Below are 24673 nucleotides of genomic sequence, written 5' to 3' on the forward strand. Positions count from 1 at the left end.
CCACCGCGGTATTGGTCTTGCGCAGCGTCGCCACGCCTCGCACCGCGCCGGCCGGCGCCACGCCGTCCGCCACCGTCCGTTTGTAACCCTTCAGCGCCGGACCGCCCGGCAAGTTGTCCGCCGGGGTATTACGATGGGCGAGCGTTTGTTCCGAGGTGGAACCCAAGGCCTGGCCCGCCGCGTTGAACCACACGATGTGTAGGGTAACCAAGGCGCGGTGGGCACCGGTATACACCGAGAAGGCGTAGCGGCGTCCGGCTTGCACCGGCACGCTTTGCACCAGTTCCTGATAGGCACCTTGCGGGTGACGACCGGTCTGGTGCAAGTAGACGGTGTTCTCACCGGCCAGGCCTTCCGCTATCCGCCAGTCGGCGTCCAGATTGCCGCCCACTTCGGCCTCAGCGTTCCACGCGCCATAGCCCCAGCCCGCCACCTTGCCCGGCGCCGAAGTTTCGAACAGGCTGTTGCGCAGCAGGTTGGCCTGGGCGCGCTCTTGCAGGCGCTCCGCCGACAGGCCCATCTGCGCCAGGCTCTTGGCGTAGCGTATGGTGTCCGTCACCCGCCCCGCCGCGTCGTAACGCCGCTCGCTCACATAGCCCTGTGCGTCGATGCTGAAGGTCTGCCGACCCGCCACGTCGTAGCTATACCGCGTGCTCTGCGCCCCCGGCCCGCTCACCGACGCGCCGCGGACATAGGCCGTCGTCTCCCGCGTCAGACCCGGCGAACGGCTCGTCGCAAACTGTAGTTGCAGCTGCGTCCATTCATATTCTCCGCTAACGGTATAGCTGTAGCCCTGCGCCCGGCTGCTTCCCTTCGCGTACAGGTACAACGTGCCGCCGGTCGCATTGCTTACAAATTCCAACACATAGCTCGTGCCCGCCTGGTAGGCCCCCAGCGCCACTTCTCTCCATTGGTCTTTGGCATTGGCGATTTGAGCGTAAACAAGGCCATCGGCCCGGAACAGCACGCCTAGGCGGCCGGTCTTGCCCGTTATGCTCTGCACCATCACATGCAGGGTGTCTTGCAATTGGGTCGGCGTCAGTTCCAGTTGGAAAGCACTGCCGGCAGCTACTATCGCCGTCGCGCTCGCCCCCGCCCAGGAGCCCCCGGCTTCCGGTTTGCCTATCAGCTTCAACTGACCGTTCTCCACCACGCCCGCGGTGCCGCCAACCAACTCGAGTGTTTGCCTCCCCCCCAGCATCGATTGCAGCGCCGATTCGCTCAGCGGGGTCGGCAGCGATACGCTTTGCTCGTAACGCTTGTCCTCCACCAAGCGTCCGGCTGCGTCGTAGACGCGTTCGCTCACATAGCCCAGCGGATCCACGCTGTAACGCAGCTGGTCCTTGCCGTCGTACACGTAACGGGTGACATTGCCCGCCGCATCCGTCTTGGACACCACATTGCCCTGGCCGTCGTATTGGTAAACCGTGCTCTGCTTCAGCCCCTCCGGGTCCACCGTCTCCCGCACCCGACGACCGGCGCCGTCGTATTCGTAGTCGGTGGTCTTCGCCTGCGCCGTCCCCGCCGCTTCCGTCACCCGAATCTGCCGTCCCTGGCCGTCGTAGCCGTAGGTGGTCGTCAGCTTGAGGCCGGCCGGATCGACGATCAGGCTTTGCAGCCGACCCGCCGCGTCGTAGCGGCTTTCGGTCACCCGGCCGTTGGGGTCGGTTTGCCGCAACACCCGCCCTTCGGCGTCGTATTCGCTGCGGCTGCTCAGTTTCAGGCCGTCCGGGTCCACCGTGCTTTGCAGCACCCGGCCCGCCGCGTCGTAGTGGTAGACGGTGCGGGTGCCGTTGGCGTCGATGCTTTCGATCCGATGCCCGGCGTTGTCGTAGCCGCTGCGCGTCGTCCCCGCCGGCGTGGTGGTGCTCAGCACTTGGCCGTCGCGGTTGTATTGGTAGGTCGTCGCCTGACCCAGCCCGTCGATCAGTTTGACGGTGTCGCCGTGAGCGTTCTTCTGGGTGATGGTCTGGACGCCGTCCGCCTGGGTGACGGTGATGCGGCCGCTGGCGTCGTCATAGGCGGTGGTGGTCACGCGGCCCAGCGCGTCGATCTGGCTCAGTACCCGACCGAAGGCGTCGTAGGCCTGGCTTTGACGGCCGCCTTGCGGGTCTTGCGTCACGATCTGACGACCCAGTTTGTCGTAGTCGAGCCGGCGGCGGTGGCCGTTGGCGTCCACGCTTTCGATCGGCCGGCCGAAGGCGTCGTACTGGGATTCCGTCCGCAGCGCCAACCCTTCGGCGTCGCGGGTCTGGCTTTGCAGCAGGCCGCGCCGGTCGTAGCCGCTGGTCTGCCAGCTGCCGCGCGCGGCGTCTAGCCGCAGTTGGTGGCCGACGGCTTCGCCGAAGGCGTTGTAGCGCCATTGTTCGCGTTCGGCGTTCAGGCGGTCGCCGGCGGCGAGGCGTTGGCCCAGGCGATTGTATTGGCTGGTTTCGAGGCGGTCGGCCTCGCTTTGCAGCCCGCCGGGCAAGCCGCTTTGGCTGCCGCCGTTCAGCGCGGCCAGCGCGCCGGCGCCCAGCCGGGTGGCGTAGTGTTGGGTGGCGACGACGTCGCCGAAGGCGTTGTAGCGCACTTCGCTGATTTCGCCCAGGCTGTTGAGGGTGTGGCTGAGGCGGCCGGCGGCGTCGTAGTAGTACAGGGTGCGCGCGCCGGCGCCGCCCTGGCCGTCCGGGCCCAGGCTGGCGGTGCGTTGGCCGCCGGCGTTGTAGTAATGACGGGTGCCCCAGCGCGACCAGACGGCGTCGATTTGCGGGGCGTCGGCGTCGGCGCCGAGCGCGGCCAGCGCCTGGGCGCCTTCACCGCTCAGTTCCTGGCTCACCCGGCCCTGGCTGTCGTAGCGCTTGAGCTGGCGGCGCGCGTCGTCGCCGGCCTGGCGGGTGACGGCGGTCACCTGGCCCTGGGCGTCGTATTGGTAGCGGACGATCAGGCCGCTCGGCCGGTGTTCTTCGCGCAGCAGCCGGTCGGCGGCGTCGTATTGGCGCTGCACTTGGCGGTCGTTGCGGTCGGCCGCCGGGCGCAGCGCGGCCAGGTTGTCGCCGCCGCCGACGCGGGTGGCGTAGCGTATCGTTTGCGCAATCCGGCCTTGGCCGTCGTAAACGGTTTCGTCGAGGTAGCCTTCGGCGTCGATCCGCCCCACCAGCCGGCCGGCGCCGTCGTACAGGCTGCGCGTGCGTTGGTCGGCATCGTCGCGGGACGGACGCAGCGCTTCCAGGCTGTCGCCGGCGCGGGCGCGCTGTGCGTAGCGTACGGTTTCGATCGCGCGGCCGGCGCCGTCGTAGCGGGTTTCGCTCAGATAGCCTTCGCCGTCCAGGCTAGCCAGCAGCAGGCCGTCGCGGTCGTAGTAGCGGCGGCTGACGCGGTCACCGGCCGGGTCGGCCGTCGGCTGCAGTTGGGCGTCGGACGGGTCCAGTTCGCCGGGCTGGCTCGCCAGCGCCACCAGTTGTTCGGCGCTCAGCCGCGTGGCGTAGCGAGTGCTGCTCGTCAGCCGGCCGGCGGCGTCGTATTGATGGCGTTCGACGCCGCCTTCGGCGTCCACGGTCTGGACCAGGCGGCCCAGGCTGTCGTATAGCCGGCGTTCGACGCGGTCTTCCGCCGGATTCGCCGCCGGACGCAGCGCGGCCAGCGACAGCGCCGCCGGGTCGCCGCTCAGCCGGGCGACGTCGATCCGGGTCGCGTAGCGCAGGCTGGCGATGATCTGGTCCTTGCCGTTGTAGCGCCATTCGGTGACGCTCCCCGCCGGGTCGACCTGGCCGACTTTACGGCCCCTGTCGTCGTACAGCAGGACGCTGGCGGCGCCGTTGGCGTCGGTCAGCCTGACCGGCAGCTGGCGCGCGTTGTACTCGGTGCGCGCGGTGCCCAACGGACCGCCGGCGTCTTGCTGCACCACGGAGAGGAGCTGGCCGGCCGCGTCGTAGCTGCTCACCGTGCTCAGGCCGTTGCTCAGGCTGACCCGGGTCTGCCGCTGCGCGTCCTGGTAGACGGTGGTGGTGGCCACGCCCGCGCCGTCCCGGCTGCGCACCACGCGGTTCAGGCCGTCGTAGAGGTAGTCGGCCAGCACCGCGCCGCTGACGCCGTCCAGCTTCTGCAGCAGATTGCCCGCCGGGTCGTAGACGTAGCGCACGCTGCTGTGCCGGCCGTCGGCCACGCCCTTCCCCTCGGCGTCCAGGGTGGCGTAGCGGGTGGTGCTGGCCACCAGGCCGCGCAGGTCGTAGCCGGTGTCGCTGCGTTCGACGCGGGACCGGTCCTGCTTTGCCGCCCAGGCTTGCAGTTCGGCTTCGCCGGTGGCGTCGTCGGCGCCGGCGAACACGCCGCCCTGGTACAGCAGCCGGCTGACTTCGCGGCCCTGGGCGTCGTAGCGGCGCTCTTCCACCCGGCCTTCGGCGCTGAGGCTGAAGCGCAGCCGCAGGCCGCTGGCGTCATAGACGTTGCGCCGGGTGCCGGCGCCGTCGACGGTTTCGCTCAGCAGCTGGTTCTGGGCGTTGTAACGGCGTCGGGTCTGCTGGTTCTGCGCGTCGCGCACGCCGACGCGGTTGCCGGCGGCGTCGTAGTCGAAACGGGCGGTTTGGCCGCGACCGTCGGTGATCGCGCTGACCCGGCCGTGGCCGTCGTAGTCGAAGCGTTGCTCGACGCCGCCGCCGGCCACCCGTTGCAGCAGGCCGTCGCGGTAGTTCAGTTCGGTGCGCAGCCCGGCGGCGTCGCGGACCACGGTGCGCTGCCCCGCGGCGTCGTAGTCGAAGGTGGTGGTCAGCGTCTGCTCGCCGCGCACGTCGCTGACGCTGAGCACGCGGTAATCGCCATCCACCTGCGCGTAGGCGAAGTCCAGCCGGCTGCCATCGCTCTGCTGCAAGCTGGCCAGCCGCTGGCTGGCGCCGTCGTACACATAGCGGGTGGTGTAGACCTGGCCGTCGGCGACGCTGTTGTCGTCGGGGCTGAGGTCGGTGGTGACGCTGCTCAGCCGGTTCTGCTCGTCGTAGCCGTAGCGGGTGCGGGTCAGGGTCTTGTGCTGCTCGCCGTCGCGGTACACGCTGCGCAGTTGGCTCAGATGGCCCTGGGCGTCGTAGTCGATGAACAGCGTCTCGCCGTCGGCGCTGCGCAGGCTGACGATGCGGCCGGCGCCGTCGTAGCCCAGCGCGACGGTCTGGCCGTCGCGGCTTTGCACTTGCTGCAGCCGGCCGGCGCTGTCGTAGCGCTCCTGGCTCTGGCTGTCGCCGTCGGTCCAGATCCAGGCCTGGCCGTCCCAGCGCACGGTGTCTTCGGCGCCGACGCCGCCTTGCGCCAGATACACTCCCCTCGCCGCGTCGTAGCGGTACAGGGTGTCGCTGCCGTCCTCGGCCTGACGGCGCAGTTGCGAGCCGGCGCTGCCCGGGGCGCCGCTGAAGTCGAACAGCTGGCGGCTGTAGCCCAGGCGCCAGTTGCCGGCGTCGCCGCCCTGGCCCTGGCTGTTGTAGGTGCGGACCAGCTGGATCGGCAGGCCGTTGCCGGCGAGGAATTCGTCGCGGCGCTGCAGCACCAGATTGCCGTTGCCGGCGTTGACGTAGACCCGTTCGCCGCCGCGACCGAAGGCGGCCTCGCCCAATTGGCCCTGCCCGCCCAAGGCCGCCAGCGAACTGTTCTGCAAACCCAAACCCACGCCCGACACCACTGCAACCATTATGCGACCTCTCGAAAATCGGATTATTCGAGAAGTCTTATCTAGAGAATTGGGGAAAAGTTTAGGGCGGAATGAAAAAAACTCATATTAAGACGGCGGTACAATTCACACACTACCCCCGCAGCCGGCCGCTAACGCCGCCGGGCGGGTTCAAGCTCCATTCGCTGATCAGCACCATGCCGTCGGCGGCGGCCACCAAGAGGCTCAGCGCGTTGGACAAAATCAAGGAGCCCGGCGGGTAGGCATGGCTCTCGCGCCAGGCTTGCGCGCGGTGCACGTGCACGGTGACGCCGTTAACCGCGGCCAGGCATTCGAAATCGCCAAAGGCCCGGACGCGGCGCATGATGTCTTCCACTGGCAGACTGAAATCCAGCATCCGCTCTTCGTCCCGCCACAGCGGCCAGTAGCTGCTGTTTTCGCCTTGCGGCTGCGCCTGCTCCCACAAGGAGGCGAAGTCGCCGGCCACCCGCCCCGCCAGCCGGTACAGCGCCAGTTGCAGTTTCGCGTCCAGCGATTCATGGGTTTCGTCCGGCCTCAGCGCGAACTGCTCCTGCGCCAGCACATCGCCGGCGTCCATTTCCCGGATCAATTGATGGCAGCTGCATCCCCATTGTCGATGGCCGTCCAGAATCGCCCTCACCATGGGATAAGGCCCGCGGCCGATGGGCAGCGGCGATGGATGGAAGTTGACCGCGTAATTCAGATAAGGCTCCCAGTCCGGCACCCGCCAGTTGTAGCTGGCCACCAGCAAAACTTCGCAGTCCTGCTCCGCCAGCTCCAGCAAATCGCGTTCGCGCATCCGCGACAACTGCACCGGCACGCCCAAGCGCTCCGCCGCCGCCAGCGATTCCTTGTGGTGATGCATGCGATGGTCCACCGGGGTGCAGAACAGCTTCAATGGCTGCCAGCCAGCGTGCAGGAAAACGTCCAGCACCGGCTTGAAGCGGTCGGACAAGGTAATGGCAAAACGCATGGCGGCATCCCGGCGATTCAGAGGGCTGACTTGTTTATACCAAGACCATCCATACCCAGCAGAACGCCTAATGGAAATTAACAGAATCTCGCCTGCCCGCTGGCACGCCGCTTGCATCTACCCACTGGCCAAACCCTTGTTTTGACGCAATAACAGGCTAAACCCGCCGCCTTGCGGCAATCCTGTCCGCCACAGCGGCATGGATTGCCGCCCGTGCCGGCAAACGTCGAAGCCGGGGTGGCGAATGGGAGTCGAGCTGCTCCGTGAAGCTCACGACCGACACTCCACCATAGACTTAGCGGGAGATTATCCATGTCAGTCAGCAACACAAGCGGCATCGACGGCGGCAGCCATGCCTGGCAACAACGCCGGGCCGTTCACCAGCAGCGCCGTCAGGATTTCCAGACCATGATCAACGATGTGCGGCAGGGCAATCTCAGCGGCGCGCAGCAAGCGCTGTCCAGCCTGCAGCCCAACGCGGCCGCGGCCAGCGGCACCGGCGCGAGCAGCGGCAGCGCCCAGGATTTCGCCAGCCTGATCAATTCCATGCAGACCGACGGCAGCGTCGCCAGCGCCGGCGACGCGTCAGCCAGCAATGCCGGCGGCAACGGCGATCTGGCCGTGCTGTTCCAGCAGATGCTGAGCCAGTTGCAGGCGGCCAGCTTCGGCGGTTCGGGCAATAGCGACGCCGACGACGCCTTAAGCGCGCTGAGCGGCGCTTCCTCGGCCTCATCGCCCAACTCGCTGTTCAACAACCTGGGCCAGGATCTGGGCAGCGGCAACCTTAAGCAGGCGCAGCAGGATTACCAGCAACTGCAGCAGGATTTGCAGGCCAACTCGCAACAGAGCCAGCCAGCTCATCACCGTCACCATCATCATGGCGGCGGCCAGGTTCAGGCCGCGCTGAACGCCTACCAGGCCAATAGCAGCGCCGGAACTGGCGCCATCAACCAAGCCCAGACCACTACAGGCTGAGCCCGCCATCGCCCAGGCCCGGCCCGGCGCCGGGCCTGTTTCATTGACTCTTGCGCACACTGATATGAAAGTTCACTCCGTACCCTTTCAGCCTTCCATCCGCGCTCAAGCGACGACCGCGACAGAAGACGCCGCCTTCTCTCCCTCCGCAACCGCGCCGACCACTTCCGAGCCCGAGCAACAGCCGGCGCAGGCCAACCGTCCCCGCCTGGACATGGCCACGCTGGTGCGGCTGCTGCTGATGCAAATGCAGCTCAAGCTCAGCCAGCCCGGCGACGCCGCCGAGGGCACGCTCAAGCTGGCCACCGGACAAGACGCGCCGGCGTCTTCGTCCGGCTCGCTGATAGACGACGCCGGCCAGGCCGCCGCCGCCGACGCGCAAGCCGCCGCAGTTCAAGCCGGCGGCGAAGCCATGCCGCAGACGGCCACGTCCAGCGCCGCCCTACAGGCCTACGCCGGCGCGGGCGCCCCGCCCGGCAAGCCGCTGAGCAGCGCCTGAGCACGCGCCTGTACCTCTATCTACGCCACTGTGCTAACCTGCCTTATTGGCGGCGACGCCCCGTCCGCGCTTCCGCGCGCGCGGCCCGCCGCCCGACCGCCGGCCCGATAGCGGGCCGCTTGTTTACGCAGGATCTGGCGCGCCAATGAAATTGCACTTCACCAAAATGCACGGCCTCGGCAACGACTTCATGGTTGTCGACGGCGTGAGTCAAACCATTCCCCTGAGCGCGGAGCGCATCCGTCAGCTGGGGGATCGCCACTTCGGCATCGGCTTCGATCAATTACTGCTGGTGGAGCCCCCGCGCTCTCCGGACAACGATTTCCGCTACCGCATCTTCAATAACGACGGCGGCGAGGTGGAGCAATGCGGCAACGGCGCGCGCTGCTTCGCCAAATTCGTGTCCGACCGCGGCCTGACCGCCAAATCGCGAATCCAGGTGGAAACCGCCAAGGGCGTGATCGCGCCGGAGTATCTGGGCGACGGCCAGGCCCGGGTGGACATGGGCCGGCCGCGCTTCGCTCCGGACGAGATTCCGTTCCAGGCCGAGCGCGAGGCGGTATGCCACGATTTGCAAGTCGAGGATGCGACCTTGTCGGTCAGCGTGGTGTCGATGGGGAACCCCCACGCGGTGCAGGTAGTCGCAGATGTAGCCTTGGCTCCGGTGACGCGCGTCGGCGCGGCCATCGAAAACCATCCCCGCTTCCCGGAACGGGTCAACGCCGGCTTCATGCAGGTGCTCGCCCGCGATGAAATCCGTCTGCGCGTGTTTGAACGCGGCGCCGGCGAAACGCTGGCCTGCGGCACCGGCGCCTGCGCGGCGGTGGTGGCCGGCATCCGCCGCGGCCTGCTGGACCGGCGCGTGCGAGTGCACACCCGCGGCGGCGAACTGACGGTGGAATGGCCGGCCGACGACGCCGCGGTCACCATGACCGGCCCCGCCGTCACCGTGTTCCAGGGCGAAATCGAGATTTAACGGCCCGCCGCCGGCAAACGGCGGCGGGCTCGCAACAACAACACAGCCGTATAGGGGGTTATGAATCATGCAGACAGATGATGTGCTGGCGTTTTTGGACCAACACCCGGACTTTCTCGCCCACCATGCCGAAAGACTCGGCCTGAAGCCGGGCGGCGCGCCGCAAGACCGCGTGGTGGTCTCGCTGGCGGAACGCCAAATGCTGGACCTGAAGGACCGCAACCGCCAGTTGGAATCGCGTTTGCAGCAGTTGATCCGCCACAGCGAAGCCAACGACCGCATCATCGCCAGCGCTCATCAACTGGGGCTGACGCTGCAGGCCTGCCTGAGTCTGCAAGACATGCTGAGCGCGCTGCCCGCCTGCTTCGCCGAGCATTTCAAGCTGAAACGCATGGCCTTGCGGCTGTGGCACCCGGCGGCGGAATCCGCCGGCCCGGCCTACGACGCCCGCAGCGAGGTGGCCGCGCTGGCGCGCAATCTGTCCGCGCCCTATTGCGGCCCCTACGTCAACGACGACGTGCTGGCCTGGTTCCCCGCCGCGCCGGTGCTGCAGTCCTTCGCCCAACTGGCGCTGCGCGACGGCAAGGGCCAGGCCTTCGGCCTGCTGGCGCTGGCGTCGGACGATCCGCAACGCTTCACCTTCGACATGCACACCCACTACCTGGCCCAGATAGGCGAGCAAGTGTCCGCCGCGCTGATTCGCGTGCTGGAGGCTCAATGACGGCGACGCCCACTGGTTGGTTCCTGCTCGTTCTGGTCGCGCTGTTCTACCTGCACATTCTGTGGCGCTTGATCGCCAGCCGCGACGGCATCGCCCAGCTATGCTTCGCGGCGTCCTTCTTCATCCTGGCGCTGATCTTCCGCGCGGACCCCTTCCTCACCGCGCTGTCGCCGGTGCTGCTGCCCTTCTGTTACGCCTACGCCTGGCTGGGCATCGCCGCCGTGCTGTGGTCCGCCAGCAGCTTGCGGGTCAGCCGGCTTGGCCTGGCCTTCCCCGAACGCCAGCCGCAGCTGGCGGCGCTGATGGCCAGCCAGCTCAGCCTGCATCTGGGCATCGTCGCTTTCTCGCGCCTGCTGGACTGGCGGCCGCTGCTGTCCTACCTGATGGCTCCGCCGCTGATCATGGTCGTCAGCTACGCCTGTTACCGCGCGCTCTTGTACGTGATGCGCCGTCAGCCGGAAGCGCGTCTGCCCTGGACGGTGTTCGGCGGCATGACCGTGATCAGCCCCCTGCTGGTAATGTGGCTGTCCGACTGGCTGGCCCCCATCGTGCTAAGCCTGACCTGAACGGCTTCGCCGGCATGAAAAAACCCGAGTCCTCCGACTCGGGTTTTTTTGACGCCGGACAAGGGCTCCGGCGCTTTATCGAATCCGCTTACTTCTTGCCGGCTTCGATGGTGATGCTCAACTGCAGGTCGTCGCCCACCGCCGGCGCGTAAGCGCCCACGCCGAACTCGCTGCGCTTGATAGTGGCGGTGGCGTCCGCGCCGCACCACGGCTTCTTGGCCATCGGGTGGGAATCCACGCACTTGAAGTTAGTCACGGTCAGCGTCACCGGCTTGGTCACGCCATGCAGGCTCAGTTGGCCGTCCACCGCCGCCAGCTTGTCGCCGTTGAAGGTGAACTTGTCGGATTTGAACGTAATGGTCGGATACTTCTCAACGTCCAGGAAATCCGGGCTGGCGATGTGCTTGTCGCGCGCCGCCCAGCCGCTGTCGTGGCTGGCGGTCTTGATCACGATGTCCACCGAGCCGGTTTTCTTGGCTTGATCCAGCACCACGCTGCCCTTGGTGTCGTTGAAGCGGCCGCTTAGCGTAGAGAAGCCCAGGTGGCTCAACGAGTAGCCGGCATGGGTGTGCGAGCTGTCCACTTCGTAAGTGACCGGGGCGGCTTGCGCGCTGCCCAGCACACCCAACGTCATCACGGCGGCAAACAGAGTTTTCATTTTGGTCGTCACGTCGGTTTTCTCCAGGGTAAAGAAAGGCAAGATCACTTGCCGGTCAGAACGAATTTGTATTTGACGGTCACCAGGTCGGCGATCGCTTCGGTGTCGTCCCAAGCGCCGTCGCCCACCTTGAACTGCAGACGCTTCAACGGGAAGCTGCCCTGCAGCGTGGTCTCATTCCCCGCGCTGGCGGCGGTGAAGGTGGACACCACCTCGCGGCTAACGCCCTTCAGGCTCAAGGTGCCGTGAGTTTCGAACTTGCCGCCGCCCAAGGCCTTTACCGATTTGGCGGTGAAAGTCGCTTTGGGCAGGCTGGCGATATTGAAGAAAGACGCGCCGCGCACCGTGGTGTTGCCGTCGGCGCTGCCCACGTCCACGCTGCCCAGGTCCACGGTGAACACCGCCTTGGTGGCCTCCGGCTTGGCCGCGTCGAAGCTGACGTTGGCGGCGAAGCTCTTGAAGCGGCCCTCGGTCGGCACGTTCATTTGCTTGAAGGTAAAGCCCAGCGTGCTCTTGGCCGCATTCAGCGTTTGCGCGGCCTGGGCCGGCGCCATGGCCAGCGCCACGGCGGCGCTCAGGACGAGAGAAGTCAGAAATTTCATGCTTGAGGATCTCCTTTGCGACAGGACGGCAGCATCCGCGCCAGCGTGGCGTCGCGATCGATAAAGTGATGTTTCAAGGCCGCCAGCGCATGCAGGCCGACGATGGCGACGATGGCGTACGCCATCAGCGCGTGGCTCCAGCCCAACACATGGCCCAACGCCTCGTTCTTTTCCACCAGGTCCGGCAGTTGCACCAGGTTGAACCACACCACCGGGTAGCCTTTGGCGGAGCTCATCAGCCAGCCCACCAGCGGCATCGCCAGCATCAAGGCGTACAACAGCAAGTGAATCAGGTTGGCGGCTTTAAGCTGCCAGGCCGGCTGACCCGGCAAAGGCGTCGGCGCGCCGCGGCGCGCGCGCCAGATCAGGCGCAGCACGGCCAGCGCCAGCACGCTGATGCCCACCCATTTGTGCCAGGCGATCAAAGAGGCTTTCAGTTTGAAGCTGGCCGGCGATGTGATCTGCATGCTGTTGAAGTACCAGCCCATGATCAGGGCGGCAATGATCAACAGCGCAATCAGCCAGTGCAAAGCAATCTGTGTCGGACTGTAGCGTTGCATCGAGTTCCTTATTACAAATGAGCGGCAAATTAAAACCTGTCATGCCGGTTAATCATAAAAGCGCGCCCATTGCCGTCATAGCGAAATTATTAGCGCAAAAGATTCAAATTTTCTGAACAACTACCAGGCAATACAATAGCAATTGAGATTGGGAATCACTATGAATAGCAAACGACGGCAAGGTTCCCGTATGCGATATAAAACAAAAAACCGCCAGGGGCAAAGCCCGCTGGCGGTTTCTAGCCTGTCTCAAAAGCCGGTTAACGGCTCTTGACGAAAGGTATGCCTATCGCCTTGGGCGCCACCGCGCGGCCAACGAAACCCGCCAGCAGCAATACGGTCAGCACGTAGGGGATGATCGCGATGGCCTGGGACGGGATCTGGCCGATGCCCGGCAACGCCACGCCTTCCAGGCGGATCTGGATGGCGTCGGCAAAAGCGAACACCAGGCAGCCCAGCACCGCCGGCAGCGGTTTCCACTTGCCGAAGATTAGCGCGGCCAGCGCCAGGAAGCCCTTGCCCGCGGTCATTTCCTTGATGAAGCTGCCGGTCTGGTACACGGACAGATAGGTGCCGGCGATGCCGCACAGCACGCCGCCCCAGAACAAGGCGGTGTAGCGCACCTTGGCCACGGAGATGCCGGCGGTGTCCGCCGCGTGCGGGTTCTCCCCCACTGCGCGCAGACGCAGGCCAAAGCGGCTCTTGTACAGCACCCAGGTCACCAGCGGGACAATCAAGAACAAGGTCAGATACACCAGAATGCTGTGGCCGGACAGCAGCTTGCTGTACAGCTGACCCAGCAGCGGCACGTCGCGCAGCTCATTGGCGAACGGCAGCGCAATCTCATGGAAACGCCCCTCGTCCGGCAGTTGCGGGGTGTTGCCGCCCTGCTGGAACCAGGCCAGGCCCAACACCGGGGTGATGCCGGAGGCAACGGTGTTGAGCGCCATGCCGGAAATCAGCTGGTTGCCGTTATACGTGACCGACACAAAAGCGTGGATCATCGCCATCGCCACCGAGGCGGCGATGCCGCAGGCCATGCCTATCCACGGGTTCTGGGTGGCGAAGGCCGCCGCGGCGGCGGCGAAAGCCGCCACCAGCATCTTGCCTTCCAGGCTGATGTCCACCACGCCGGAGCGCTCGGAGAACATGCCGGCCATCGCGGCCAGGATCAGCGGCGTGGCCACGCGCAGCGTGGAATCGAGCAGACTGAAGAAGATTTCCATTATTTGTCGTCCTTGCGCTTGAACAGGCCGGCGATGAACGGCTCGAACAGGTTTTCCAGCGCGCCGCAGAACAGGATGATCAGGCCCTGAATGAAGATGATCATCTCGCGGGTGATCATTGGCTTCTCGAAGGACAGATCGGAACCGCCCTGGGTCAGCGCGCCGAACAGCAACGCGGACAGGATGATGCCCACCGGGTGGTTGCGGCCCATCAGCGCCACGGCGATGCCGACGAAGCCGACGCCGTTGGTGAACATCACGTTCATGCGGTGGGCGGAGCCCATCAGCTCATTGACCGCGGCCAGGCCGGACAGCGCGCCGGACACGCACATGGCGACGATGATGACGCGGCTGACGCTCATGCCCGCATAGCGGGCGGCCGGTTCGCTGGTGCCCACGGTGCGCAGCTCGAAGCCCCAACGGCTATGCCACACCACCAGATAGAACAGCGCGGCGGCCAGCAAGGCCATCACAAAAGTCAGGTTCAGCGGCGAGGTGGGAATCTCCACGCCAAAGCGCGCCGCCATTTCATGAATGGCGGGAATCCAGGCCGCCTGGCCGAATTCGCGCGTGGTCGGGTTCTGCGAGCCGGCTTCGATCAGGTGATGGCTGATCAGGTACAACATCAAGGAGTAAGCGATGAAGTTGAACATGATGGTGGTCACCACGATGTGGCTGCCCCGCTTGGCCTGCAGCCAGCCCGGCACGAAAGCCCAGGCCGCGCCGAAGCCCATCGCCGCCAGGATGGCCAGCGGCACCAGCACCGCCGGCGGCAGGCTGTGGTCGAAGCCCAGCACCACCAGGGTCACGCCCAGGCCGGCCAGATAGGTCTGCCCTTCTCCGCCGATATTGAACAGGCCGGCGTGGAAGGCGGTGGCCACCGCCAGGCCGGTGAAGATGAAGCCGGTGGTGTAGAACAGCGTATAGCCTATGCCCTCGCCGTAGCCGAAGGCGCCGTTGATCAGCAGCTTCAGGCATTCCCAAGGGTCTTCGCCTATCAGCCAGGTGACCAGGCCGGTCACCAGCAAGGCAGCCAGTAGATTAAGCGCTGGCAGCACCGTCAGCTGCGCCCAGCGCGGCAAGGTGGAAGCTTGTCCGAATTTCAATGTTTGTGCCCCCCCATCAGCAGGCCCAGCGAAATGGTGTCGGCGTCCTTGGCCGCCACTTCGCCGGTGATCTGTCCGCCGGCCATGACCAGGATGCGGTCGGCCAGCGCCAGGATTTCTTCTAGTTCAACCGAGACCAGCAAAATGGCCTTGCCCTCGTCGCGCAGTTCCACCAGCCGCTTGTGAATGAATTCAATCGCGCCGATGTCCACGCCGCGCGTCGGCTGGCCGATCAGCAGCAGATCCGGGTTGGCGTGGATTTCCCGCGCCAGCACCACTTTCTGCTGGTTGCCGCCGGATAGCAGGCCCACGCGCAGCAGCGGGTTGCCCGGACGGATGTCGAATTGCTGGATGAAGTCGCGAGTGCGCGCCAACAGCCGCTTGCGCGAATACCACGGGCCGCGGCCCAGGCCGGGTTCGCCGTGATAGCCGAGAATGGCGTTTTCATAGCTGGAGAAAGCCTTGACCAGGCCTTCGCGCGAGCGGTCTTCCGGCACGTGGGCGATGCCCAGCTTGCGGTAGAGCGCAGCGCGCGGCTGGGCGCCGCAACGGCGGCGCAGCAAATCCTCGCCCTTGTAGACCATCTCGCCGGCGCTAGGCTCCAGCATGCCGGCCAGCACTTCCAACAGTTCGGACTGGCCGTTGCCGGACACGCCGGCGATGCCGACGATCTCGCCGGCGCGCACTTCGAAATTCAGCTGGTCCAGCAGCTTGACCGCGCGCGCGTCGGTCAGACACAGATTCTTGACGCTGAGCACCGCCGCACCCGGCTCGCGCTCGGCCTTGTCCACTTTCAGGCTAACCTTGCGGCCCACCATCAGATCCGCCAGCTTTTCCTTGTCCACGTCGCAGGTGGCGACATTGGCCACCACGGTGCCGGCGCGCATCACGCTGACGCCGTCGGTGATGTCCATCACCTCGCGCAGTTTGTGGGTGATCAGGATCACGGTCTTGCCCTGCGCCTTCAGCGAACGCAGGATGTGAAACAGATGGTCCGCTTCCTGCGGCGTCAACACCGCAGTGGGCTCGTCCAGAATCAGCACGTCGGCGCCGCGGTACAAGGCTTTGAGGATTTCCACCCTTTGCTGCAGGCCCACGCCCAGATCGCCCACCAGCGCGTCCGGATCCACCTCCAGCGAGTAATTGCGGTTGAGCTCTTTCAGATGCTCGCGGGCCTCGTCCAGCCCCTTTTTCAGCACCAGGCCGCCTTCGGCGCCCAGTACGATGTTCTCCAGCACGGTAAAGGTATCCACCAGCATGAAATGCTGATGCACCATGCCGATTCCCAGCTCAATGGCTTCCTGGCTGTTGCGGATCGGCGCTTCCTTGCCGTTCACCCGGATGGCGCCGCTGTCGGCCTGGTAATAGCCGTACAGAATGCTCATCAACGTGGATTTACCGGCCCCGTTTTCGCCGATGACGCCATGGACAGTGCCCTTGGCGATTTTCATCGAGACGTCGCGGTTGGCTTTGACGGCACCAAAACTCTTGTTGATGCCCGCCAGCTCAATGGCAAACTCGGTCATGCTTATTCATATTCCCTGGTTAGGGTCAACCTGATTCCGCTCCGGCATGAACAAACAGGCACGATGGAATGCATCGTGCCTGCGTCCCCGAAACGGATCAGGGAAAACTCAGCTCAGCTTATTGCATCGGGCAACTGTTGTTGGCGCGGTAATCCACCACCTTGATCTTGCCGCCGATGATGTCCGCCTTGGCCGCGTTGATCTTCTTCTCCATCGCCGGCGTGATCACTTTGCGGTTGTTGGCGTCCAGCGCCCAATCCACCCCGGCTTCCTTCAGGCCCAGAATCTTGACTTCCGGCTTCCAGGAACCGTTCTTGGCGTCCTTGAAGGTGTTGAACACCGCCACGTCCACGCGCTTGACCATGGAGGTCAGCACCGAACCCGGGTACAGATGGTTCTGGTTGCTGTCCACGCCGATGGAGTACTTGCCGGCGGCCTTGGCGGCTTGCAGCACGCCCAGGCCGGTGCCGCCGGCGGCGGCGAACACCACGTCCACGCCGCGGTCGAACTGGCTCTTGGCCAGCTCAGTGCCGCGCGCCGGGTCGTTGAAGGCCTGCGGAGTGGTGCCGGTCATGTTCTGGATCACGCTGGCGTTCTTGTTGGTGAACTTGACGCCCTGCACATAGCCACAGCCGAAGGCGCGGATCAGCGGCACGTCCATGCCGCCTACAAAGCCCACCTTGCCGCTCTTGGAGGCCATCGCCGCGGCCACGCCGGTCAGGAAGGCGCCTTCTTGTTCCTTGAACACGATGCTCTGAACGTTGGAACCTTTTGCCACGGCGTCGATCAGAGTGAACTTGACCTTGGGGAACTCCTTGGCCACGGTTTCCACCGCCTGGGTGAAGGAGAAGCCGATGGCCACCACGATGTCGGCGTCGCGACGCGCCATATTGCGCAGCAGCTGCTCTTTCTGGGCTTCGGACGCGATCTGACCGTCGCGGTAGTTGATCTTGAATTCCTTCTTGAAACGCTCGGCGCCGTTGTACGCGGATTCGTTGAAGCTCTTGTCAAACTTGCCTGCCATGTCGTAAACCACGGCGGGCGAGAACTCTTTGGCGAAGGCGGAGGTGGACAGCACCGCTGCCGCTACGGCAAAGCTCATTCGTTTCAGCTGGATTTTCATCTCTATGACTCTATGGAGTTTGTTGGTCAACCCGCACGTCGATCACCCCCTGTGGTTCCCGTGCCGTGCAGCGAAGCAAAGCGCCCGCCAACCCCTTGTCATGTAGCGTCGCAACTACACGCCAGGTTGCGCGGATGCGGTCCTGCCGCCATCCCGTGGCAAACGGGATCGCAATCGGCACAGACGCCGCCCTGTCATTCTTGTTTGAGCGCGGCGAATTGTAATGACGCGCTCATGGCCTGTAAACAACTTCCTCTCTACTTTGAAATATCATGTCGCAACGAAAACCGGCAAAGCCCGAGCCAGCGCACAAAAACGCCAATAGCATGCCAAAACCTTGTTGTTTTCGCGTAATCGAAGCGTAAGACATAAAACTACAGCACAGCGGCATCACCCACCGCGCGCGCGCCTTCCAAAGCCGGCCGCCAGCGCCTACAATGCCGGCCTTCCCCACCCGTTACCACCCGCTCCATGCTGCCCATTCTCTACCGCGACGACCGGCTGATCGCCATTCACAAGCCCTCCGGCCTGCTGGTGCACCGCACCGCGCTGGACCGCAACGAAACCCGCTTCGCCGTGCAGTTGCTGCGCGACCAGATCGGCCAGCGCGTCTACCCGGTGCATAGGCTGGACAAGGGCACCTCCGGCGTGCTGCTGTTCGCGCTGGACAAGGATATGTGCCGCGAGATGAGCTGGCAATTCGAACGCCAGCAGGTGGACAAGCGCTATATCGCCGTGGTCCGCGGCCACACCGACGACGCCGGCCATATCGACTACCCGCTAAGCCGCCGCCCGGACGACCTGGAATGGATAGGCGAGACGGTGGACACCGCGCCGCAAGCCGCCGTCACCGACTACCGCACGCTGGCGCGCATCGAACTGCCGATAGAGGTAGAACGCTACCCCAGTAGCCGTTACAGCTTGCTGGAACTGACGCCGCACACCGGCCGCCGCCACCAGCTGCGCCGCCACCTCAAGCACATCGCCCACCCCATCATCGGCGACGCCACCCACGGCAAGGGCCGCCACAATCGCATGTTCGCCGAGCATTTCGGCAGCCGGCGCCTGCTGCTGGCCTGCGTCGCCATGCGGCTGAGCCTGCCGGACAGCGGCCAGCCGCTCTTGCTGCAAGCGCCACCGGCCGACGATTTCATGCAGCTTGCGGAACAACTGGGCTGGCGCGCCGCGCTGGAGGACGCGCTGCGCGGCCACGCCGAATCCGGTACAATCCGAAGCTGATAAACGCCATACCCCGCAGCCATGCTCAGTTACCGCCACGCCTTCCACGCCGGCAATCACGCCGACGTGCTCAAGCATCTGATCCAGATCGAACTCCTGAATTACCTGGGACAGAAAGCCAAGCCCTATTGGTATATCGACACCCATGCCGGCGCCGGCGCTTACTCGCTGGTGGAAGGCTACGCCACCAAAAACGCCGAATTCGAATCCGGCATCGCCCGACTGTGGCGTCGCGACGATCTGCCGGAAGCCGTCGCCAACTACGTCGAGGTGGTACGCAGCCTGAACGCCGACGGCGAACTCAAGCTCTACCCCGGTTCGCCCTGGTGCGCGGCGGAGGTAATGCCGGCCAGCGACAAGCTGCGCCTGTTCGAGCTCCACCCCACCGATCACCAGTTGCTGGCCGACACCTTCGCCGACGCCGGCCGTCGCGTGCAAATCCAGCAGGCCAACGGCTTCGAGGCGATCAAGGCGATTCTGCCGCCACCGCCGCGCCGCGCGCTGGTCCTGATCGATCCGCCCTATGAAGACAAGCGCGATTACCAGCACGTGATCACCGCGCTGAAGGAAAGCCTGAAGCGCTTCGCCACCGGCGTCTACGCGGTCTGGTATCCCTGCCTGCAGCGCGCCGAGATGAAGGAACTGCCCAAGGACCTGAAGAAGCTGGGCGCCAAGAACTGGCTGCGCGCCGAACTGCATGTGCAAAAGCCGTCCAGCGACGGCTTCGGTATGCACGGCAGCGGCATGTTCATCCTCAACGCGCCATGGACGCTGCCGCAGACGCTGCGCGAAGTGCTGCCCTACCTCGCCCAGCATCTGGCGCAAGACGCCGGCGCCAGCTATGTGCTGGAAACCGGCGGCGACCTTTAAGCCCCACCGAGAATCTATCGATGGCAAAACTCTTTTTCCGCTACGCCGCGATGAACAGCGGCAAAAGCACCCAGTTGCTGCAAATCGCCAACAACTACGAATCCATGGGCAAGACCGTGGCGCTGTTCACCAGCGCGATGGACGACCGCTACGGCTTCGGCAAAATCACCTCGCGCCTCAATCTGCAGCGCGACGCCCGCACCTTCTCGCCGGAGCTGAACTTCCTGGCCGAGGATTTCGGCCAAACCGCCTGCATCCTGATAGACGAAGCCCAGTTCATCACCCCGGAGCAGGTGCACCAGCTGCATGAACTGGCTCACACCCGCAACATCCCGGTGATCTGCTTCGGCCTGCGCACCGATTTCCGCGGCGAGCCCTTCGTCGGCTCCGGCATGCTGCTGGCGCTGGCCGATGAAATCGAAGAGATCAAGACGATTTGCGAATGTGGCAAAAAAGCCACCATGCACATTCGCATCGACGCCGACGGCCACCGCGTCAAGGAAGGCCCCCAGGTGGAAATCGGCGGCAACGCCCGCTACCGCGCGGTTTGCGCCCGTTGCTTCTACCAGCGCTGAAGCCGCCACCCTCCCGCCGAAACCAGCCCGCTCCAGCGGGCTTTTTTGCGCCCGCCGCCGCCGCACACAAAAAAAACTTGCCCTGCAGTTTGATAATGTACACAATCAAATCTACTTGCATTACAGAGGATTAGCCATGAGCCACGGAGGCAAACGCAGCGGCGCCGGCCGCAAGTCCAGCTACGGCGGCGACAAGACCGTCGCCCTCCGCGTACCGGAACCGTTGAAACCAGTACTGGAAGACTGGCTGCACGATTACCGCAGCTGGCGCACCGCCAACAGCGCCCAGGCCGACGACGTGCGCACGCTGGCGCGCCAGCTCAGCGAACTGTCGCTGCCGCTGTTCGCCAACAGCGTGCCGGCCGGCTCGCCGGTGGCGGCGGACGACCTCAAGGAAGACGACGTGGACCTCAACGCCCGCCTGGCGCCGCGTCCGGGCAGCACCTTCCTCGTCACAGTCAAGGGCGAATCCATGCTGGGCGCCGGCATCCACGACGGCGACCTGCTGGTGGTGGACCGCGCGGCGGAAGCGCGCAGCGGCAAAGTCGTCGTGGCGGCGCTCAACGGCGAACTCACGGTGAAGCGGCTGGAAAAAACCGCCAAGGGCATCCGCCTGCTGCCGGAAAACCCGGAATTTCAGCCGATTCCGGTGCCGGAAGACGCCGCCTTCCATATCTGGGGCGTCGTCACCAACGTCATCCACAAAGTGGACTGAACCTTCGGGAGAACACCATGGAACACAGTCAAGCGCAGTACGACAGCATCAAGATGAAGTTCATGGACTGGCGCCGGCTGCCGCGCGCCTTCCGCGCGGTGATCCAAGGCCAGCCGCAAGTGCTGGTCAGCCGCCCGGGGCGCGACTTCTACGTGCCAGTGCAGTTTGTTTAAGCGCCCCTTTCCAAACGACAACGGCCCGGGCGTCCATACGCCCAGGCCGTCTTTCCTCCGATAATTGTCGGCGGCTCTAATTCGCCTCGCCCACATCCGGCCCTCGCATCGTGTCCGCCGGCATGTTCAAACGTTCCACTTGGGCGCGCGCCGCGGCGAAAGCCGGGCCGGCCAGTTCCGCCGCCCAATCCGCCGCCTTGCCGGCCATGCGCTCCAGCCTCCGCGCCAAGTCCGGCTGCGCCGGCGGCCGCAGATGGGCCAGGATCAGGTCGGTCTGCCGGGGATCATTGCAAACCAGCACCATATCGCAACCGGCGGCCAGCGCCGCGTCGGCGCGCTGCACGAAGCTGCCGGCGCCGGCAGCCCCCTCCATGTCCAAGGCGTCGGAGAAGATCACGCCGTCGAAACCCAGCCGGCCGCGCAGCACATCCTGCAGCCAGACCCGCGAGAAACCGGCCGGCTGCGCGTCCACCGCCGGGTACAACACATGGGCGGGCATCACTGAGCCCATGCCCGCCGCCGCCAAGCGGCCAAAAGGCACCAAGTCGTCCGCTTCCAGTTCGGCCAGGCTGCGGCCGTCTTCCGGCATCAAGTGGTGGCTGTCGCCCTCGACAAAGCCATGGCCGGGGAAATGCTTGCCGCAGGTGGACATGCCCCCGCGCGCCAGACCGCGCTGCAGCGCTTCGGCCAACTCGGCCACGATGGCCGGGTCACGGTGGAAGCTGCGGTTACCGATCACCGCGCAGCGTCCCCAATCCAGGTCCAGCACCGGAGTGAAGGACAGATCGACGCCACAGGCGGACAACTCCGCCGCCAACACGTAGCCGACGTTCTCCGCCTGCGCCAGCGCTGCCGGACGGTCTTGCTCCCACATCCGGCCCAAGACTTGCATCGGCGGAAGGCGGGTAAAGCCGTCGAGGAAGCGCTGCACCCGGCCGCCTTCGTGGTCCACCGCAATCAGCAGATGCGGGCTGCGCAGCGCGCGGATTTCCGCGGTCAACACCTTCAGTTGTTCGATGTCCTGGAAATTGCGACGGAACAGGATCACCCCGCCCACCAGCGGATGCGACAAGCGCCGCTTTTCCTCATTCGTCAGCCGCAGGCCGGCCACGCCCGCCATCACCGGCCCGCGCGGCAAGGCCGCGCTCTGTTGAGTCTGCTGCATCGGTTTGCTTTCTCTCTAGCCGGGCGCGGAGCGCTCCAGCACCACAAAAGCCAGCGCGTAGCCGCGCTCGTCGCTGATGGACAGATGACGCGCGCCCACGCCGCGCTGGCTTAAAAATTCGTCCAATTCCGGGCTTAGCGCCAACAGCGGCTTGCCCCATTCATCATGCTCGACCCAGATCGCCGTCAGCAACACCGGCGCGCACACCCCGGTGCCCAGCGCCTTGGCCAGGGCCTCCTTGACCGCGAAACGCTTGGCCAGGAAACGCGCCGGATCGACGCTGGCGGCAAACGCCTGCCGCTCGGCCGGGGCCAGCATGCGCCGCCCCAGCTTGAAGCCCCAGCGCTGAAACATCGACCGCATGCGCTCGATTTCCACCAGATCGGTGCCGATGCCGTAAATCATCGCCCACCCTCCCCGCGTCCGCGCAGCCAAGCCGCGCGGGCCATCCACAGCAGCAGGCAAGGCAGCCAAACGTAAAGCAACTCAGATCTCAACACCCGCAGGCCCTTGGGCCCCAACCAGCGGCTCGGCGTCAACGGCGAGCCCTCGATGGGCCGCCAGTCGAACAAGAAACGCCCCTGGTGCCAGGGCATCGCCAACGCCGGGCCATGGGTGGCGTCGGTCCACATGTCCAACAGCGCATGAGACGCCACCGCCAGGCTCAGCACGACAAAGGCGCGCAGCGGCCCCAGGCCCAGTTGCTCCCACCAACGCCGCCCGAAGGCGGCAAGCAGGCCGCCGGCAATCAAGGCCAGCGTCAGCGAATGAGAAACGCCGCGATGTCCCCAGGGACTGGCGTAGGGAATGCCCAGCTTGAAGGTGATCACGTCCAGATCCGGCAGCATCGCCGCCGCGCCGCACAGCAGCAGCCACCCGGCCATGCCGGGCGCGCGCAGCGGCCGCAGCGCGCACAGGCCGGCCAGCGTGGCGCCGGCCAAGGCGTGGGTGACGACGGTGGGCATTGCGCTTAGCCGCGCGCGGCCGCCATCAGCGCCTTCATCTCCTTCACCGCCTCGGCGAAGCCGACGAACAGCGCCTGGGCGACGATGGCGTGGCCGATGTTCAGTTCCGCGATCTGCGGAATCGCGGCGATCGGCTGCACATTGTGGTAGTTGAGGCCGTGGCCGGCGTTGACCACCATGCCCAGCTCGGCGGCGAAAACGGCGGCGTCGCGGATGCGCGCCAACTCGGCGTCGCGCGCCGCGGCGTCATGGGCGTCGGCGTAAGCGCCGGTGTGCAATTCCACCACGCGCGCGCCGGCGTCCCAGGCGCGCTGGATCTGCGCGCGGTCCGGGTCGATGAAGATGGACACGCGGATGCCGGCGTCCAGCAAGCTGCGGGTGTAGCGGCTCACATCGGCGAAGTGGCCGATGGCGTCCAGGCCGCCTTCGGTGGTGACTTCCTCGCGCTTTTCCGGCACCAGGCACACGTCCTCCGGCTTCACCGCCAGCGCATTGGCCAGCATTTCCTCGGTCATCGCCATTTCCAGGTTGACCCGGGTCTTGACCGTCTGGCGCATCGCCACTACGTCGGCGTCCTGGATGTGGCGGCGATCTTCGCGCAGATGCAGGGTGATCAGGTCGGCGCCGGCGGTTTCCGCCACCAGCGCAGCCTCCACCGGGCTGGGATAACGAGTGCCGCGCGCCTGGCGCAAGGTGGCGACGTGATCGATGTTTACGCCCAACAGAATCATATTCACTCCCGATTAGGTTCGCCTCAATCCGACAAGGAATTGACGGCTTGCAATAGCTCGCGCGAAGCCAGCGGCTCCTCGCCCAATAAAGCGGTCAACCATACGCGCATCAGCCCCCGCGCTTCAAGCCGGGTGGCCGCCTCCGCGTAGTCGTCGGCCTCTATCGCCAACAGACTGGCGCCGCTGAGCCGCAGCCCGCGCTCCAGGCTCTGGCCGGCGTCCCGCTCCGGCGCGGCGTTGCCCTGACACCAGTAGCTGGCGCCCGCGTCCACTTCCGCGCCGTCGCCGTCGCGCAGCAGGCTGGGCGCGTAGCCCAACACCTGGGTCAGCCTCAGCTCATAGCGGCGCAACACCGCCGCCAGGCCGCTTTGACGCGCCAAGCCGCGCACCGCGGCGTCGTAGACGGCGAAGGCGCGCGGTTCGGGATCGTCGCGCGCGGTCAGCTTCATCATCAGTTCGTTCAGGTAAAAACCGCAGATCAGCGGCAGGCCGGACAGCTGCGGCACGCCGCCGTCCCAGTCCGCGCTGTGCAAGGTGCGCAACTCGCCCTTGCCGAACCAAGACAGGGTCAGCGGCTGGAAGGGAAGCAGCAGGCCGCGCAGATCGGCCCGCGGCCGCCGCGCGCCGCGCGCCACCACCGAGAAACGGCCATGGTCGCGGCTGAGAACTTCCACCAGCAAGCTGGTTTCCCGGTAGGGCTGCGCATGCAGCACATAGGCCGGCTGACGGTCTACCCTGCCCGGCTGGCTCATCCGGTGCCCCCGGCCGACGGCCGCGGACATACCGCGGCCGCGCTCACGTTGAAGGCGAACACCCGATACCAGGCTTCCGGCCCGTAACGTTGGGAGATCAGGCGCTCTGCGCACTGGCGCCAGGCAGCGATGGCCTCGACGCTGTCCCAGTAGGACACGGTGTCCCGCCCCGGCTCGCCGCGCTCCAAGCCGAGAAAACCGGCCTGGCAAGCCGCCAGTCGGGCGATGCGCTCCAGCAGCTCGCGGCTGCCCGGCATCTCCTGGCCTTGCTGCAGAGAAAAAATCACCGTCCAACAGGACGGCGCCAAATGATAGTGCATGAGGGCT

25 protein-coding genes are annotated in these 24673 nt (G+C 65.6%); 10 read left to right on the forward strand and 15 right to left on the reverse strand.

Annotated elements, in window-relative coordinates; translation table 11 throughout:
• Positions 1 to 5650: RHS repeat protein (locus HA052_RS17875; RefSeq protein ID WP_166452933.1), on the reverse strand; the 5650-nt coding region annotated here is incomplete at its 3' end.
• Positions 5651 to 5762: 112 nt separating this feature from the next.
• Entirely contained in the window at positions 5763 to 6623 is an 861-nt protein-coding gene (locus tag HA052_RS17880; RefSeq protein WP_166452934.1) for a methionyl-tRNA formyltransferase, read from the reverse strand.
• A 312-nt stretch (positions 6624 to 6935) separates the two neighbouring features.
• On the opposite strand from HA052_RS17880, the gene HA052_RS17885 reads away from it, so the two are divergent.
• The 5 genes from HA052_RS17885 to HA052_RS17905 all read left to right on the forward strand — a co-directional run bounded on the left by HA052_RS17885 (position 6936) and on the right by HA052_RS17905 (position 10360).
• Entirely contained in the window at positions 6936 to 7598 is a 663-nt protein-coding gene (locus HA052_RS17885) for a hypothetical protein (protein ID WP_166452935.1), read from the forward strand.
• A gap of 64 nt (positions 7599 to 7662) precedes the next feature.
• On the forward strand, positions 7663 to 8097 hold the full coding sequence (locus tag HA052_RS17890) for a hypothetical protein (RefSeq protein ID WP_166452936.1): 435 nt from the start codon (positions 7663 to 7665) through the stop codon (positions 8095 to 8097).
• Positions 8098 to 8242: 145 nt separating this feature from the next.
• A complete protein-coding gene (gene dapF / locus HA052_RS17895; RefSeq protein ID WP_166452937.1) occupies positions 8243 to 9073 on the forward strand; it encodes a diaminopimelate epimerase in 831 nt (276 codons plus the stop codon).
• Positions 9074 to 9140: 67 nt separating this feature from the next.
• A complete protein-coding gene (locus HA052_RS17900; protein WP_081544570.1) occupies positions 9141 to 9794 on the forward strand; it encodes a DUF484 family protein in 654 nt (217 codons plus the stop codon).
• On the forward strand, positions 9791 to 10360 hold the full coding sequence (locus tag HA052_RS17905) for a hypothetical protein (RefSeq protein ID WP_081544569.1): 570 nt from the start codon (positions 9791 to 9793) through the stop codon (positions 10358 to 10360). Before HA052_RS17900 ends, HA052_RS17905 begins: the two co-directional genes overlap by 4 nt.
• A gap of 88 nt (positions 10361 to 10448) precedes the next feature.
• Here the strand turns inward: HA052_RS17905 and HA052_RS17910 are convergent, their stop codons facing one another.
• The 7 genes from HA052_RS17910 to HA052_RS17940 form a co-directional block, all read right to left on the reverse strand.
• The gene (locus HA052_RS17910; protein WP_166452938.1) at positions 10449 to 11018 is read right to left on the reverse strand and encodes a YceI family protein; all 570 of its coding nucleotides are present in this window, start codon (positions 11016 to 11018) and stop codon (positions 10449 to 10451) included.
• 44 nt (positions 11019 to 11062) lie between these two features.
• Complete coding sequence (locus tag HA052_RS17915; protein ID WP_166452939.1) at positions 11063 to 11620, reverse strand: YceI family protein; 558 nt, start codon at positions 11618 to 11620, stop codon at positions 11063 to 11065.
• The gene (locus HA052_RS17920) at positions 11617 to 12180 is read right to left on the reverse strand and encodes a cytochrome b (RefSeq protein ID WP_081544567.1); all 564 of its coding nucleotides are present in this window, start codon (positions 12178 to 12180) and stop codon (positions 11617 to 11619) included. Before HA052_RS17920 ends, HA052_RS17915 begins: the two co-directional genes overlap by 4 nt.
• Before the next feature lie 260 nt (positions 12181 to 12440).
• Entirely contained in the window at positions 12441 to 13406 is a 966-nt protein-coding gene (locus tag HA052_RS17925) for an ABC transporter permease (protein ID WP_166452940.1), read from the reverse strand.
• On the reverse strand, positions 13406 to 14512 hold the full coding sequence (locus tag HA052_RS17930) for an ABC transporter permease (protein ID WP_166452941.1): 1107 nt from the start codon (positions 14510 to 14512) through the stop codon (positions 13406 to 13408). The genes HA052_RS17925 and HA052_RS17930 overlap by 1 nt, the downstream gene beginning before the upstream one ends.
• Positions 14509 to 16038: an ABC transporter ATP-binding protein gene (locus HA052_RS17935; RefSeq protein ID WP_081544565.1), complete on the reverse strand. Its 1530-nt coding sequence runs from the start codon at positions 16036 to 16038 to the stop codon at positions 14509 to 14511. Before HA052_RS17935 ends, HA052_RS17930 begins: the two co-directional genes overlap by 4 nt.
• A gap of 118 nt (positions 16039 to 16156) precedes the next feature.
• Positions 16157 to 17140, reverse strand: a complete 984-nt coding sequence (locus HA052_RS17940; protein ID WP_166452942.1) for a BMP family lipoprotein — start codon at positions 17138 to 17140, stop codon at positions 16157 to 16159.
• Between the two features lie 492 nt (positions 17141 to 17632).
• On the opposite strand from HA052_RS17940, the gene HA052_RS17945 reads away from it, so the two are divergent.
• The 5 genes from HA052_RS17945 to HA052_RS17965 all read left to right on the forward strand — a co-directional run bounded on the left by HA052_RS17945 (position 17633) and on the right by HA052_RS17965 (position 20733).
• A complete protein-coding gene (locus tag HA052_RS17945; RefSeq protein WP_166452943.1) occupies positions 17633 to 18400 on the forward strand; it encodes a tRNA pseudouridine(65) synthase TruC in 768 nt (255 codons plus the stop codon).
• A 21-nt stretch (positions 18401 to 18421) separates the two neighbouring features.
• Positions 18422 to 19270, forward strand: coding sequence for a 23S rRNA (adenine(2030)-N(6))-methyltransferase RlmJ (locus tag HA052_RS17950; RefSeq protein ID WP_166452944.1), 849 nt, complete (start codon positions 18422 to 18424; stop codon positions 19268 to 19270).
• 20 nt (positions 19271 to 19290) lie between these two features.
• Positions 19291 to 19845 (forward strand): thymidine kinase, encoded by a 555-nt coding sequence (locus HA052_RS17955; RefSeq protein ID WP_166452945.1) that lies wholly within the window; start codon positions 19291 to 19293, stop codon positions 19843 to 19845.
• A 136-nt stretch (positions 19846 to 19981) separates the two neighbouring features.
• Positions 19982 to 20560, forward strand: a complete 579-nt coding sequence (locus tag HA052_RS17960; RefSeq protein ID WP_166452946.1) for a LexA family protein — start codon at positions 19982 to 19984, stop codon at positions 20558 to 20560.
• A gap of 17 nt (positions 20561 to 20577) precedes the next feature.
• A complete protein-coding gene (locus tag HA052_RS17965) occupies positions 20578 to 20733 on the forward strand; it encodes a hypothetical protein (RefSeq protein WP_166452947.1) in 156 nt (51 codons plus the stop codon).
• A 76-nt stretch (positions 20734 to 20809) separates the two neighbouring features.
• On the opposite strand, the gene nagZ is transcribed toward HA052_RS17965, so the two are convergent.
• The 6 genes from nagZ to HA052_RS17995 are packed head-to-tail and all read right to left on the reverse strand — an operon-like array spanning position 20810 to position 24666.
• Positions 20810 to 21898 (reverse strand): beta-N-acetylhexosaminidase, encoded by a 1089-nt coding sequence (nagZ, locus tag HA052_RS17970; RefSeq protein ID WP_206118949.1) that lies wholly within the window; start codon positions 21896 to 21898, stop codon positions 20810 to 20812.
• A gap of 15 nt (positions 21899 to 21913) precedes the next feature.
• Positions 21914 to 22303, reverse strand: coding sequence for a holo-ACP synthase (gene acpS / locus HA052_RS17975; protein ID WP_166452948.1), 390 nt, complete (start codon positions 22301 to 22303; stop codon positions 21914 to 21916).
• Positions 22300 to 22863 (reverse strand): metal-dependent hydrolase, encoded by a 564-nt coding sequence (locus HA052_RS17980; protein WP_166452949.1) that lies wholly within the window; start codon positions 22861 to 22863, stop codon positions 22300 to 22302. Before HA052_RS17980 ends, acpS begins: the two co-directional genes overlap by 4 nt.
• Before the next feature lie 5 nt (positions 22864 to 22868).
• Positions 22869 to 23594 (reverse strand): pyridoxine 5'-phosphate synthase, encoded by a 726-nt coding sequence (gene pdxJ, locus HA052_RS17985; protein WP_166452950.1) that lies wholly within the window; start codon positions 23592 to 23594, stop codon positions 22869 to 22871.
• A 23-nt stretch (positions 23595 to 23617) separates the two neighbouring features.
• Positions 23618 to 24346 carry a DNA repair protein RecO gene (gene recO / locus HA052_RS17990; RefSeq protein WP_217806182.1) on the reverse strand — a complete coding sequence of 243 codons (729 nt, stop codon included), beginning with the start codon at positions 24344 to 24346 and terminating at the stop codon, positions 23618 to 23620.
• Positions 24343 to 24666: an antibiotic biosynthesis monooxygenase family protein gene (locus tag HA052_RS17995; RefSeq protein WP_166452951.1), complete on the reverse strand. Its 324-nt coding sequence runs from the start codon at positions 24664 to 24666 to the stop codon at positions 24343 to 24345. The genes recO and HA052_RS17995 overlap by 4 nt, the downstream gene beginning before the upstream one ends.
• Positions 24667 to 24673: the final 7 nt, after the last annotated feature.

The sequence above is a fragment of the Chromobacterium fluminis genome, from assembly GCF_011602385.1.
Lineage (GTDB): Bacteria > Pseudomonadota > Gammaproteobacteria > Burkholderiales > Chromobacteriaceae > Chromobacterium > Chromobacterium fluminis.

Excerpts from the sequence above, each read along its gene's own strand:
- HA052_RS17880 (WP_166452934.1), bottom strand. The coding sequence starts at position 6,623 with ATGCGTTTTGCCATTACCTTGTCCGACCGCTTCAAGCCGGTGCTGGAC.
- HA052_RS17885 (WP_166452935.1), top strand. The coding sequence starts at position 6,936 with ATGTCAGTCAGCAACACAAGCGGCATCGACGGCGGCAGCCATGCCTGG.
- HA052_RS17890 (WP_166452936.1), top strand. The coding sequence starts at position 7,663 with ATGAAAGTTCACTCCGTACCCTTTCAGCCTTCCATCCGCGCTCAAGCG.
- dapF (WP_166452937.1), top strand. The coding sequence starts at position 8,243 with ATGAAATTGCACTTCACCAAAATGCACGGCCTCGGCAACGACTTCATG.
- HA052_RS17900 (WP_081544570.1), top strand. The coding sequence starts at position 9,141 with ATGCAGACAGATGATGTGCTGGCGTTTTTGGACCAACACCCGGACTTT.
- HA052_RS17905 (WP_081544569.1), top strand. The coding sequence starts at position 9,791 with ATGACGGCGACGCCCACTGGTTGGTTCCTGCTCGTTCTGGTCGCGCTG.
- HA052_RS17910 (WP_166452938.1), bottom strand. The coding sequence starts at position 11,018 with ATGAAAACTCTGTTTGCCGCCGTGATGACGTTGGGTGTGCTGGGCAGC.
- HA052_RS17915 (WP_166452939.1), bottom strand. The coding sequence starts at position 11,620 with ATGAAATTTCTGACTTCTCTCGTCCTGAGCGCCGCCGTGGCGCTGGCC.
- HA052_RS17920 (WP_081544567.1), bottom strand. The coding sequence starts at position 12,180 with ATGCAACGCTACAGTCCGACACAGATTGCTTTGCACTGGCTGATTGCG.
- HA052_RS17925 (WP_166452940.1), bottom strand. The coding sequence starts at position 13,406 with ATGGAAATCTTCTTCAGTCTGCTCGATTCCACGCTGCGCGTGGCCACG.
- HA052_RS17935 (WP_081544565.1), bottom strand. The coding sequence starts at position 16,038 with ATGACCGAGTTTGCCATTGAGCTGGCGGGCATCAACAAGAGTTTTGGT.
- HA052_RS17940 (WP_166452942.1), bottom strand. The coding sequence starts at position 17,140 with ATGAGCTTTGCCGTAGCGGCAGCGGTGCTGTCCACCTCCGCCTTCGCC.
- HA052_RS17945 (WP_166452943.1), top strand. The coding sequence starts at position 17,633 with ATGCTGCCCATTCTCTACCGCGACGACCGGCTGATCGCCATTCACAAG.
- HA052_RS17950 (WP_166452944.1), top strand. The coding sequence starts at position 18,422 with ATGCTCAGTTACCGCCACGCCTTCCACGCCGGCAATCACGCCGACGTG.
- HA052_RS17955 (WP_166452945.1), top strand. The coding sequence starts at position 19,291 with ATGGCAAAACTCTTTTTCCGCTACGCCGCGATGAACAGCGGCAAAAGC.
- HA052_RS17960 (WP_166452946.1), top strand. The coding sequence starts at position 19,982 with ATGAGCCACGGAGGCAAACGCAGCGGCGCCGGCCGCAAGTCCAGCTAC.
- HA052_RS17965 (WP_166452947.1), top strand. The coding sequence starts at position 20,578 with ATGGAACACAGTCAAGCGCAGTACGACAGCATCAAGATGAAGTTCATG.
- nagZ (WP_206118949.1), bottom strand. The coding sequence starts at position 21,898 with ATGCAGCAGACTCAACAGAGCGCGGCCTTGCCGCGCGGGCCGGTGATG.
- acpS (WP_166452948.1), bottom strand. The coding sequence starts at position 22,303 with ATGATTTACGGCATCGGCACCGATCTGGTGGAAATCGAGCGCATGCGG.
- HA052_RS17980 (WP_166452949.1), bottom strand. The coding sequence starts at position 22,863 with ATGCCCACCGTCGTCACCCACGCCTTGGCCGGCGCCACGCTGGCCGGC.
- pdxJ (WP_166452950.1), bottom strand. The coding sequence starts at position 23,594 with ATGATTCTGTTGGGCGTAAACATCGATCACGTCGCCACCTTGCGCCAG.
- recO (WP_217806182.1), bottom strand. The coding sequence starts at position 24,346 with ATGAGCCAGCCGGGCAGGGTAGACCGTCAGCCGGCCTATGTGCTGCAT.
- HA052_RS17995 (WP_166452951.1), bottom strand. The coding sequence starts at position 24,666 with ATGCACTATCATTTGGCGCCGTCCTGTTGGACGGTGATTTTTTCTCTG.